Source organism: Oryzicola mucosus (assembly GCF_014534685.1).
Classification (GTDB): domain Bacteria; phylum Pseudomonadota; class Alphaproteobacteria; order Rhizobiales; family Rhizobiaceae; genus Oryzicola; species Oryzicola mucosus.
This window is the reverse complement of record NZ_JACVVX010000003.1, coordinates 604,139-616,684: the sequence shown is the minus strand read 5'-3', so window position 1 is coordinate 616,684 and position 12,546 is coordinate 604,139. Positions and strand designations below refer to the sequence as shown.

Sequence of the window (12,546 nt, the reverse complement as noted above, 5' to 3'; positions counted from 1 at the left end):
TATGAAGCTGCTCAAGATCGTGGCACTAGCTGCCACCGCACTGGGTGCACTATCGACATCCGCGTTCTCGCAGGAAAAGCTGACCATGTGGTCGCGCTCCAGCAGCGAGGCATTCATGCCGGCGCTGATCGACGCGTTCAACGCATCCCACAAGACGCAGATAGAATTGCAGATCGTGCCCTCGGCTGAAATGGTTCAGAAATATGCGACCGCGGCAGCCGGCGGTTCCGCCCCGGATTTTGTTTCGCTCGACCTCGTCTATGGCCCGGCGTTTGCAAAGTCCGGTACACTGGAAGACCTGACCGATGTAGCGAAAAGCCTGCCCTATTTCGAACATCTCTCGAAGGCCCATATCGGTACGGGAACCTTCGAGGGGCGTATCTACGCGATGCCAATGTCGGCTGATGCGTCCGTTCTTCTCTGGAACAAGAAGTTGTTCAAGCAGGCCGGTCTTGATCCCGAAAAGGCGCCAACCAACTGGGCGGAGATCGAAGAGGCCGCAGGTAAAGTCAACGCGCTTGGTGGCGATATCCGCGGTTTCTACTTCTCCGGTGCGTGCGGCGGCTGCAACGCCTTCACCTTCATGCCGCTGATTTGGGCTTCTGGCGGCGACATCCTGGTCGATGGCGGCAAGCGCGCCACACTCGATTCACCCCAGATGTACGATGCGATCAACTTCTATCGCGATATGGTCGCGAAAGGATACGTGCCGGAAAGCGCCAAGACGGATTCGGGCAAGAATTTCTTTGGCGGTTTTGCCACCGACAAGATCGGCTTGTCGCCGATCGGGGCGTTTGCGATCGGCAACCTGGTGAAGAACTATCCCACGGTGGATTTCGGTGTCACCTTCATCCCCGGAAAGACAGGCGGCAAGGCCTCGTTCGGCGGCGGCGACAACTTCGTGGTCACGGCGGGCCGCGACAATGCGCCGGCCGCAAAGGAGTTCCTGGAGTTCGTCTATTCGCTCGAGGGACAGACCCTTCTGGCTAAGCTCGGCAGCCTGCCTACTCGCGACGACGTCGCAGCCGAAGCGGTCAAATCGCTGGACCAGCGCTACCAAGTTGCGACGGAAGCCCTGAAGCTCGGCCGCACGCCATCATCGCCCGTCTACAACGACATCATCAACAGCAGCACCGGTCCCTGGAAGCAGATGCTGAATGAGGTCTTCTTCGACGACGATGTCAAAGGGTCGGTCACCAAGGCCCAGACAGCGATGCAGTCCATCCTCGACGACACCGATTGATACGCGTCCGGGATTTCTTCCAGCTTTGGCTGTCGGCCCGTGCGGGATCCCCGTCCGGGCCGGCCCGGCACGCCCAATGGACGAGAGGCTATGATCAATTCGCAGAATATCCACGATGGTGCACCTATCCGCCGAAGGAGCGGCAGGCAACGGCGCAAGCAGCTTGCCGGGCTTCTCTTCATCGCTCCGGCGCTAATCCTGGTCGCCACATTCTTCGTCATTCCTCTGGGGATGGCGTTCTGGATGTCGCTGCACAATTGGCCCTTGCTCGGCCGGCCCCGGTTTATCGGCTTCGGTAATTACATTAGGCTGACGCAGGACGCGCAGTTCTGGTCGTCGATGCGCTTCACCGTCTACTATACTGTGATCGTCACCATTGCGATCTTCGCCGTCGCCTTTCCTCTGGCCTTGTTCGCCGAGAAAGCCCACCGGTTCACGAAGTTTTACCGAACCGCTTTTTTCCTGCCGGTGGTCGTCGGCTTCGGCTCCGCAAGCCTGCTCTGGGCGTGGCTGCTTGACGTCGACTCCGGCCTATTCTCTCCCGCCGCCGAATATCTTGGACTAATGACCACGCGCATTAACCTGCTGGCAGATTTCGACACGACGTTCTGGTCGATCATCATCATGGTCGTCTGGAAGACTGCGGGCTTCAACATGATCATCCTCCTGACCGGCCTGCAGGGCATCTCGACGGAAGTGCAAGAGGCCGCCCGCATCGATGGTGCCTCCTCGTTGCAGCGGTTCCGCCGGATCACGCTTCCTCTCATGCGTCGCACGATCGCGCTTGCGCTCATTCTTTCCGTTTCAGGCTCTATGCTGGCCTTCGACCAGTTCTACATCATTGCCGACGGCGGTCCGCAGAACCGCACGGTGACGGCTGTCTACTGGATATTCAGCCAGTCCTTCGGCTCCTTCCGTCTCGGATATGGTGCTGCCCTGTCGATGGTCCTGCTGGTCATACTCGTCTTCATCAGCGTCGTGCAGCTGCGGCTGCTGCGCAATCCGGAGGGGATGTAGTGTCCGCTCGCCGCAGCGCTTCAGCGCGCCATCTGTTCGCCTCCCTGCGCTATAACGGCTTGGGGATTATCGCAGCCTTTCTTTTCCTGGCACCGCTTGCATGGAGCGTCCTGGTCAGCTTCAAGCCTTCCGTCGAAGCCAGGCAACCGCCGTTGCCTCCATGGCCGGTCGGCGGATTCAGCGTGCAGAGCTATGAAAATCTGGCGAAATACGGAGCGGGCATCTGGACCTATACGGGCAACAGCCTCACGGTCGCCCTTGCAACCGTGGTGGCATCCGTCGTCGTGAGCCTGCTGGCAGGCTACGGCTTCTCGCGGTTCCATTTTCCGTTCAAGAACGTGCTGTTCGTGCTGATCATCTCGACGGTGATGATCCCGTTTCAGTCGATTCTGACGCCGCTGTTCCTGATCCTGACCAAGCTGGGGCTGCAGAATACCCTGACCGGGATCGTCCTGGTCTATGTGACGCTGCAATTGCCGTTCTCGATCTTCATGATGCGCAACGCCTTCGATGCCGTGCCGAAGGAGATCGAGGATGCGGCCCGCGTCGACGGAGCGTCGATCTTCGCCGTCCTCTACCGCATTATGCTGCCGCTGGTGCTGCCGGGCGTGGTCACGGTGGCGATCTTCGCCTTCCTTGCATCATGGAACGAATTCCTGGCGGCGCTGATCCTACTCACGGATCAGAATAAATACACCCTTCCGGTGCTGATGGCGGCCGTGCGCTCGGGCCAGTTCGGTACGATCGACTGGGGTGCGGTGCAGTCCGGCGTGACGCTGATGATGGCGCCATGCCTCGTGCTCTTCCTCGGACTGCAACGCTACTACATCCGCGGCCTGACCGCGGGCGCCGTCAAATAAAACAAACAGAAATCAAACGGATATCGACCCATGACATATTTGAATACACCCACTTCGTCCGGCTTTCGCCCACCGGCGGTCCCCGATGTTGATGTGCATGGTTTCTGGGGCGAACGCATCGACGCGGTCGCCGATAAGACTGTTATGATCCTCTACGATCGCTGCGTCGCGGCGGGAATGTTCGACCAGATCGACCCCGACAGGCCGGTGCCGGAACTGCGGCTGCCCTACCACCTGCGCTCCGACGGTTCGCCCGATACAGTCAATGTCCAGATGTTCTGGGATTCGGATGTCGCAAAGGTGATCGAGGCGGCGGCCTACGTGCTGTACCGCAAGCCCAATCCCGATCTAGAAGCCAAAGTCGATGCGATCATCGACATGTTCTACAGGCTGCAATTGCCGGACGGCTACCTGAACTCATGGTTCATCCGCATGCAGCCTGGCAAGCGTTGGCTCAACCTTCGGGATCATCACGAGCTCTATTGCGCGGGTCATCTCATTGAGGCTGCCGTCGCCTATTTCCATGCGACCGGCAAGCGTAGGCTTTTGGACGTGATGTGCCGGTATGCCGACCATATCGACCAGACGTTCGGGCCACAGCCGGTCCAAAAGCCTGGCTATTGCGGCCATGAAGAGATCGAACTTGCGCTGATCCGGCTCGGCCGAGCAACCGGCGAGCAGCGATACCTTGATCTTGCCCGCTTTTTCATCGAGCAGCGCGGCCAGCAGCCGCATTATTTCGACGAGGAGGCCGCCGCACGCGGGGCTGACCCGAAGCAGTTCCGCCACCGGACCTATGAATACAACCAGTCGCATCTGCCGGTTCGGCAGCAGACCAAGGTCATCGGCCATGCGGTGCGCGCCATGTACCTCTATTCCGGCATGGCGGATGTCGCCACCGAGTTCGGCGACAATAGTCTCACCGACGCTCTGAAGGTTCTGTGGGACGATCTTACCACCAAGCAGATGTATGTCACCGGCGGTATCGGCCCGGCTGCCAGCAACGAAGGCTTCACGGATTACTATGACCTGCCCAATCACAACGCCTATGCCGAGACTTGCGCTGCCGTCGGCTTGGTCATGTGGGCCAGCCGGATGCTCGGCCGAGGTCCGGATCGGCTCTATGCGGACATCATGGAACAAGCGCTCTACAACGGCGCCCTTTCCGGACTTGCTGCCGATGGCGCCACGTTCTTCTACGACAACCCGCTCGAAAGCAATGGCAGCCACCATCGCTGGACATGGCATCGTTGCCCGTGTTGCCCGCCGAATATCGCCCGCACCGTGGCATCCATCGGCAGCTACATGTACGGCGTGTCGTCGGACGAACTGGCAGTCCACCTTTACGGCGATAGCACCGCCCGGCTGGCGCTGGGCTCGACGGCGGTCACGATTGCCCAACGCACCGATTATCCCTGGGACGGTCGCATTGCGCTGACCGTGGGCGTCGATGCACCGGCCGCCTTCAGGCTGGCGTTGCGTGTGCCCGGTTGGTGCGGCCAGGCAAGACTGTCCATTGACGGCGAGGTTATCGACGTCGCCGCCGTCGAGGACAAGGGCTACCTGCGGATCGATCGCCTCTGGCAAGGCGGCGAAAGGGTTGTTCTCGATCTGCCGATGGATGTGCGCGCCCTGCACGCCAATCCTGCGGTCAGAGCCGATATCGGTCGCGTCGCACTGGCGCGTGGTCCGATGATCTACTGTGCGGAGGAAATCGACAACGGTGGGGAACTGCACAGCCTGATCCTGACCGGGGATGTCAGCGAAGCCGATACGGCATCCATCGAAGGGCTCGACAAGGCCGTAGCGATCAACGTGAAGGCGAAGCGGGAGGTGTGGAGAGACTGGCAAGGTAAACTGTATGACACGGGCGAGCCAACGCTCAAGGACACCACAGCGCGTTTCCTGCCGTACTTTCTGTGGGACAATCGGGAGCCCGGCGAGATGCTCGTCTGGGTCAGGGCGCAGAAATGACCGGATCCATCCATGAAAAGGCGAAGATCGAGCTTCGTGATGTCAGAAAAAGCTTTGGCGCTGTCAACGTCATCCAAGGGCTTGATCTGACCATCGAAGGCGGCGAATTCGTCGTCTTCGTTGGGCCGTCCGGTTGCGGCAAATCCACCTTGCTGCGCATGATTGCCGGTCTGGAGGATGTGACATCGGGCGACATTCTCATCGCCGGTCGCGATGTGACCGATCTCGACCCGTCCAGACGCGGGATTGCGATGGTTTTCCAGTCCTATGCGCTTTATCCGCATATGAACGTCCGGGAGAACCTGTCTTTCGGGCTCGAAATGGCCAAGACGCCACGTGACGAGATCGAGCGCCAGGTACAGGCTGCGGCCCAGATTCTCAAGATCGAACCGCTGCTTGATCGCCGGCCCGGCCAACTGTCTGGCGGACAGCGCCAGCGCGTGGCGATCGGCCGTGCGATCGTGCGCAAGCCGCTCGCGTTCTTGTTCGACGAGCCGCTCAGCAACCTGGATGCGGAGCTACGCGTCAGCATGCGCATCGAGATTGCGCGCCTGCATCGCGAGCTTGGCAACACCATGATCTACGTCACCCATGATCAGACGGAAGCTATGACGCTGTCGGATCGCATCGTCGTACTGAGGGATGGCGTCATCGAACAGGTCGGCACGCCGCGCGAAGTCTACGAAGACCCCAACAACCTTTTCGTCGCCGGCTTCATCGGTTCGCCCCGCATGAACTTTGTCGATGCGGTGTATATGGCTAAAAACCATATCGGAGTGGCCGATGCGGTTATGCCAATACCGCAGCCCCTGATTGGCATTTCGGAAGGGGAAAACGTTAAACTCGGTATCCGCCCGGAGCACCTGACGGTCGGAGATCGCAGAAAGGATGCGCTGCGCGTGAAAGTCGATTTTTCCGAGTATCTTGGCAGTACCCGATACATCTATTGCTATCTTCCGAGCGGTGAGATGCTCACTGTTGAACAGCGCGACGGACGCTACTTTTCGCCTGGTGAAGAAGCGTGGCTGAGCTGCGAGCCCGAATGCCTAAGGCTGTTTACGGCGGATGGCCGACGATTGCGCCCGGCAGCGCTTCATGTGGAAGCAACGCCATGAATGTGAAAGTCGACGACGCCGGCGAACGTCCCCTGATAGCGCTCGCCATGGGCGATCCGGCCGGGATCAGCCCGGAGCTTGCAGCCAGGTTGATCGCATCGCCGAGGGTCGCTGCCGCCGCGCGCCTGGTGGTGATCGGAGACCGGCGCATCCTCGAAGGCGGCGCCAAGGCAGCAGGATTGATGCTTGGCATCGCCACGGTGGAAAGCGGCGTCATAGGGCCGGCTGCCAGCCCGGTCCTGATCGATCTGCGCAATCTCGATCCAGCGGCCGTGACGGTCGGCGAGGCGACGCTGACGGGTGGAACGTTCGCCGTCGAGAATTTCTCGTACGCCCTGCGGCTGGCGGAAGCAGGCCAGGTGGCCGCCGTGTGCTATACGCCGCTGAACAAGAAGGCGATGCGCTTCGCCCATCCGGGCTATGACGACGAAAGCCGCTTCATCCAGGAACTTTTGCAGCTGACGGGCAGGATCAAGGAGTTCAACGTTCTCGATACCGTGTGGAATGCCCGCGTCACCTCGCATATTCCGCTGAAGGATGTCGCGGGCCAACTGTCGCGCGAGGCAATCCTCGCCGAGATTCGCTTGACCGTAGACTGCCTGAAACAGTCAGGCGTTGAAGCGCCGCGCCTGCTTGTGGCCGGCCTCAACCCGCATGCGGGCGACGGCGGCAGTTTCGGCATGGAGGAGATCGATATCATCGGTCCGGCCGTCAACGCGGCTGTTGCCGATGGCTTCGATGTCTCAGGCCCGCTTCCGGCCGACACGGTCTTTCTGACCGCACTCAGGGACGGATATCATGCGGTGCTGACCATGTATCACGACCAGGGCCAGATCGCCATGAAGCTGATCGGCTTCGACCGCGGCGTGACCATGCTTGGCGGGCTTCCTTTTCCCGTCTGCACGCCCGCGCATGGCACCGCCTACGACATTGCCGGCGAGGGCATCGCCAATCCGCTTGCCAGCGAGGAGGCCGTGTTGCTGGCTGCCCGCATGGCCACCGCGGCACACAATCGAGGTGGTAGCGCTTGACCGTCGTCGTCATGTGGATTCGCGCATGCGGACGCGGGTAGATCGTTACCATATCAGGGCATTCGACATCATCGACGGACGGCATCTGCGTCACAGCGGGATTTACGCGCCGGACGGATGCCGGCTCAGCAAGATTCTGGTGCCGCACGCAGAACGCCGTACCCTCTCGATCGAAAGCCTACCGACGGCGAAATGTCATCGAATGGCGCTTCTGCAGATTGCAGAACTCGTCGCGGCGCATCGTAACACGCTGTGATAGGCTGGCTTCAAACCACCTGTGGGCTGTCGCACTCGTTCGGCTCTAATCGCATGGATTTGAATGAGTCCCCATCCTAGTCGCGCCAAAGTATTTCAGCTAAATCCCGAACGATCAGAATCGGGCTGCGGTTGATGGGATCGACGAAAAATGTTCTCCAGGAAGTACAGTGTCTTAGGGCACTCGCCGTGGGAATCGTCTTTATATTCCACCTATGGCCGCAATGGCTGTCGGGCGGCTATGTGGGCGTCGACGTCTTTTTCGTCATATCCGGCTTTCTGATAACAGGAAAGTTGAGTCGCGATTCGGAGCGCGACGGTAAAATCTCGCTGCTGGAGTTCTACTCCGGTCGCGTACGACGCTTGCTACCGGCGGCAACGCTAGTCCTGTTCGTCACATTTTTCGGTATGTTTGCCTTTTTGCCCTCGGCGCGCTGGGAGGAAACAGCGGCGCAAATCTTGGCCAGCGCATTTTATGTTCAGAACTGGGCTCTCGCGGCCAGATCCATCGACTACCTCAGTGCTGATGCGGACCCCAGCCCGGTCCAACATTATTGGTCTCTTTCGATCGAGGGACAGTTCTATGTTGTTTGGCCTCTTCTGATAATCGCGGCGATATGGATAGCAAGACGGTTTGACGTCCCGTCACGCGCTCTCACCTTCTTCGTCGTCTCGATAATATTTGCAAGCTCGTTCGCCGCCTCTGTCATCTTGACCGAGCAAGATCCCGGCTACGCATATTTCGTAACGCACACCCGGATCTGGGAATTGGCGTTAGGCGGCTTGCTCGCTCTTACCATTCATCATGGCCAAGGAATGCCGGGTAGCGTACGTGCTAGCGTCGCTGTCGCTGGTCTGGCTGCCATTCTTTGGTCGGCGATCACTTACACGCCGTCGACAATTTTTCCTGGCATCGCTGCGCTCGTACCAACGCTTGGAACCGCGGCGGTCATCCTTGCCGGCGACATCAAGTTGGGTGCCTTCCGCAGACTCAAGCCGGGATGGCTAATCTGGCTCGGCGACCGTTCCTATTCGTTGTATTTGTGGCACTGGCCAATCATTATCTTTTACACCGCTTGGTACGAAAAGATCGGCTTGATGGATGGGATCGGCCTCATGGCAATTACCGTGGTGCTGTCGCATATATCCTATGGTCACATCGAGCAGCGATATCGCCACTCAAGATATAAGTCAGAGCGGCGTCCCTTGGTGTATGGTCTCGGATCGTTAGCCGGCGCGGTGGTCGCGTTCGGAGTGCTGCAGCACTGGATGGTGTCACAAGGCAGTGCCGGAGTGAGCCCTGCCGACGCACGCTATCCTGGGCCCGCTGTCCTTGTTTCCAACGTATCCGCACCTCCGGACATCGAGCCGATCCCACCGCTCGCTGTCTTGAAGCGCGATCTGCCATCAGTGTACGATAAGTGCCATCAGAACCAAAGGCGTGCAGAGCCCGTCCACTGCATTTTGGGCAACCCTGAAGGACGCAAAACCATCGCAGTCGTCGGCGACTCGCATGCCGCGAACTGGATACCGGCTCTGGAAAGGATTGCTACCCAGAACGACTGGAGGCTACTGACATTCACCAAGTCGGCTTGTGCGTTCAGCCGCGTCGAGGTGCAGCTGAAGGGCAAGCCCTACACATCTTGCATGGAGTGGCGCGAGAATGTCGTCGAGTTCATCAGGTCAAACCCTGTAGACATCATGTTCATCGGTCAATCGCCGTATCGCTATATCGATAAAGAGGTCATGGTACGTGGCTTGCGCAGCGTCTGGGGAGAACTCTCGCAATTGGGAATAAGGATAATCCCCATCCAGGACACGCCTTTCATGCCATTTCAACCGGAGGAATGTCTCGCCAGGAAGGATGGGAAATCTTGCGTGGCGCGGCGCAAGGAGGTCTTGCCGCCGGACGTGTTTGAATATGCATCGAGCACGATGGACGGCATACATGTTGTCGATATGAATGACGCCATATGCGGGCCAGAGATCTGCGAAACGATCGTCGGAAACATGATCGTCTGGCGCGATCGCCATCATCTGTCGGCGACATACTCTGCAGCATTGGCTCCATATCTTGCCAAACAAGTGGGGCTGCCTTTCCCTAAAGTCCCCAGATCAAAGTCGGTTAGACGGAGCGAAACCCCGTCAGGTTGACAGGATCTAATCTTGTTTCTCACGGTTTCCTGGTTCACCCTGGATGTAGCGGAATTCGAACTGCATTTCCTGGCTTGGTGTAAGGGCGATTGCCACGCGCTGCTGCTGGCCACCGGACGGTCTCGATGCGTCTTTGCCTCAACCGCCCAACGGACGTGCTGGCGTCATGTATTGGGAACGCCGCCGCGTCGTGACGTCGCTTTCGAAGGGCTCTTGTCCAGATCAGGTCACAGCTATTGGACCTTCTGTCCTAGAGAAATACAGTTGGGTGCTTGCTATACGAGAGTCGAGGCGCCTCAGTACCGTCTCGTGAAGCTCAGTATTGCAACCGCAAGCAATGAGACGCATTCGTTATGTCAAGACATACCTGGCTGCGGCCGATATGTTTAATCTTCTCTATCGAACGGATATGAGATGGCCATATTAGAGTCTTTCGACGCAGCGATTTTAGCGCGAGCGCAATTTGCGTTCACGGTTTCCTTCCACATCATCTTTCCGGCATTCTCGATCGGACTTGCGAGCTATCTCGCGGTACTGGAAGGCTTGTGGCTTTGGAAGAAGGATCAGGTCTACCTGGACCTTTTCAATTTCTGGAAAACGATCTTCGCGGTGGCTTTCGGCATGGGCGTCGTCTCCGGCATCGTCATGTCCTATCAGTTCGGCACCAACTGGAGCGTTTTTTCGGACAAGGCCGGGCCGGTGATCGGGCCCCTTATGGGCTACGAAGTTCTGACGGCGTTCTTCCTCGAAGCAGGTTTCCTCGGAATCATGCTGTTCGGGCTCAATCGTGTCGGACCAAAATTGCATTTTCTCGCCACCTGCATGGTGGCGATAGGTACGCTGATTTCGGCCACCTGGATCCTGGCGGTCAATTCCTGGATGCAAACTCCGGACGGATTTGGCATGAATGCCGCTGGCCAATTCATTCCATTGGATTGGTGGAAGATCGTCTTCAATCCATCCTTCCCATATCGTCTCGTCCATATGGTTCTGGCTGCTTATCTGACCACCGCCTTCGTGGTCGGGGCTGTTGGAGCATGGCATCTTTTGGACAATACAGCACCTCGGCGGTCGCGCACGATGTTCTCGATGGCCATGTGGATGGCAACGCTTGTAGCGCCGCTACAGATTTTCGCGGGCGACGCCCATGGCCTCAACACGCTCGAATATCAGCCGGTCAAAGTCATGGCGATGGAGGGCCATTTCGAAAGCCACCCCGATGGTGCGCCTCTGATCCTGTTCGGAATTCCCAACACCGCCGAAAAACGCATCGATTACGCCGTCGAGATCCCAAAACTCTCGAGCCTGATCCTCAAGCACGACCTGAACGCGCCTCTTGCCGGCCTCGACAGTGTTCCCGATGCGCTGGAGCCGCCGGTAGCGGTAGTCTTTTGGTCGTTCAGGATAATGGTCGGCATCGGTTTTGCCATGCTCGGCATGGGCCTGTGGAGCCTTTGGAACCGATATCGCGGAACGCTCCACACCAATGACTGGCTTCACAGAGCAGCGGTCGTCATGGGGCCGGCCGGCTTTGTCGCGGTTCTCGCCGGCTGGGTGACCACGGAGGTCGGCCGCCAGCCGTACACGGTCTATGGCCATCTTCTGACGGCCGATTCCCTTTCCCCGGTAGAGGCGCCCGCCGTCGCAGCTTCATTGATCGCCTTCATCGTCACCTACTTCTTCGTTTTCGGCGCCGGCACTTTTTATATCTTGCGGCTGATGAAGCGTCTGCCTCGCGATCCGCTGCCGGATCTCGACAAAGGGCCGATCAGAACCTCCGGCATCATGCCGGGTCCTGCGACGGAACACATCGAAGGGGGCCAGCATCGTGGTCATTGATCTCGCTTTCGTCTGGGCCGGCATCATTGCCTTCGCCGTCCTTGCCTACGTCATTCTCGACGGCTTCGATCTGGGAGTGGGAATCCTTTTCCCCTTCTTTTCCGAAAAACATGATCGCGATGTCATGATGAATTCGGTGGCTCCGGTCTGGGATGGAAACGAGACCTGGCTCGTGTTGGGCGGCGGCGGTTTGATGGCTGTTTTCCCCTTGGCCTATGCCACCATTCTGCCGGCGCTCTATGCCCCGATTATCGCCATGCTTCTGGGACTGATTTTCCGTGGCGTTGCTTTTGAATATCGATGGCGCACCACGCGAGGCGAATTCCTTTGGAACTGGGCGTTTGCGGGCGGCTCTTTGCTGGCTGCGATGGCACAAGGGATAACACTGGGTGCGCTCGTCCAAGGGATTCCGGTCGTCAATCGCGCCTATGCCGGTGCTTGGTGGGACTGGCTTACGCCGTTTTCGCTTGCAACAGGTCTCGCGGTGGCTGTCGGCTATGCGCTGCTGGGTTCCACCTGGCTGGTGATGAAAACAACTGGAGAGCTGAACGAGAAGGCGCGGCGCGTCGCGTTACGCTGTTGCTTTGCGACCATCGCTGCAATGGGGATGTTCAGCTTGTGGACACCCTTTCTCAACCCGCTCTATCTCGAACGCTGGTTCGGTTGGCCTACGGCGATGTTCAGCTTTATCGTGCCTGCGCTTGTTCTCGGATGCTTTGCGCTTCTCGTCGTAGGCATCCGCAACAAGCGCGATGCCCAACCCTTCCTTGCAGCCCTCGGCCTGTTCATTCTAGGTTTTGCGGGGATTGGCATCAGCTTCTACCCCTTCATCGTGCCCCCGTCGGTGACCATCTGGGATGCGGCGGCGCCAGAGTCCAGCCTTGCCTTTCTCCTGGTTGGCGCAGTCCTGCTTGTGCCGATGATCCTGGCCTACACCGCTTATGCCTATTGGGTGTTCCGGGGGAAGATCGATCCCGGGGAGGGCTACCACTGATGCCAAAGGAAAACAGCGTGCCGGTGAAGCTTCTTTGGTTCGCAATCCTTTGGTTTGCAGGAGT

General features: G+C 58.8%; 10 protein-coding genes. All 10 read left to right on the top strand.

Features of this window, described 5'->3' with window-relative positions; all coding sequences use genetic code 11:
• The first annotated feature begins 1 nt into the window (after position 1).
• The 10 genes from ICI42_RS13095 (at position 2) to cydB (ending at position 12,482) form a co-directional block, all read left to right on the top strand.
• Complete coding sequence (locus ICI42_RS13095; protein ID WP_188165001.1) at positions 2-1,243, top strand: ABC transporter substrate-binding protein; 1,242 nt, start codon at positions 2-4, stop codon at positions 1,241-1,243.
• Positions 1,244-1,333: 90 nt separating this feature from the next.
• Positions 1,334-2,260: a carbohydrate ABC transporter permease gene (locus ICI42_RS13090; protein WP_188165000.1), complete on the top strand. Its 927-nt coding sequence runs from the start codon at positions 1,334-1,336 to the stop codon at positions 2,258-2,260.
• On the top strand, positions 2,260-3,120 hold the full coding sequence (locus ICI42_RS13085) for a carbohydrate ABC transporter permease (RefSeq protein WP_188164999.1): 861 nt from the start codon (positions 2,260-2,262) through the stop codon (positions 3,118-3,120). Before ICI42_RS13090 ends, ICI42_RS13085 begins: the two co-directional genes overlap by 1 nt.
• 30 nt (positions 3,121-3,150) lie before the next feature.
• Positions 3,151-5,094 carry a glycoside hydrolase family 127 protein gene (locus ICI42_RS13080; RefSeq protein ID WP_188164998.1) on the top strand — a complete coding sequence of 648 codons (1,944 nt, stop codon included), beginning with the start codon at positions 3,151-3,153 and terminating at the stop codon, positions 5,092-5,094.
• Complete coding sequence (locus tag ICI42_RS13075) at positions 5,091-6,209, top strand: ABC transporter ATP-binding protein (RefSeq protein ID WP_188164997.1); 1,119 nt, start codon at positions 5,091-5,093, stop codon at positions 6,207-6,209. Before ICI42_RS13080 ends, ICI42_RS13075 begins: the two co-directional genes overlap by 4 nt.
• Positions 6,206-7,240: a 4-hydroxythreonine-4-phosphate dehydrogenase PdxA gene (locus tag ICI42_RS13070; protein WP_188164996.1), complete on the top strand. Its 1,035-nt coding sequence runs from the start codon at positions 6,206-6,208 to the stop codon at positions 7,238-7,240. Before ICI42_RS13075 ends, ICI42_RS13070 begins: the two co-directional genes overlap by 4 nt.
• Before the next feature lie 25 nt (positions 7,241-7,265).
• Positions 7,266-7,496, top strand: a complete 231-nt coding sequence (locus ICI42_RS23660) for a hypothetical protein (RefSeq protein WP_230980306.1) — start codon at positions 7,266-7,268, stop codon at positions 7,494-7,496.
• Between the two features lie 134 nt (positions 7,497-7,630).
• Entirely contained in the window at positions 7,631-9,649 is a 2,019-nt protein-coding gene (locus ICI42_RS13060) for an acyltransferase family protein (RefSeq protein ID WP_210317178.1), read from the top strand.
• Between the two features lie 420 nt (positions 9,650-10,069).
• Entirely contained in the window at positions 10,070-11,488 is a 1,419-nt protein-coding gene (locus ICI42_RS13055) for a cytochrome ubiquinol oxidase subunit I (RefSeq protein WP_188165085.1), read from the top strand.
• Entirely contained in the window at positions 11,478-12,482 is a 1,005-nt protein-coding gene (cydB, locus tag ICI42_RS13050) for a cytochrome d ubiquinol oxidase subunit II (RefSeq protein WP_188164994.1), read from the top strand. Before ICI42_RS13055 ends, cydB begins: the two co-directional genes overlap by 11 nt.
• Positions 12,483-12,546: the final 64 nt, after the last annotated feature.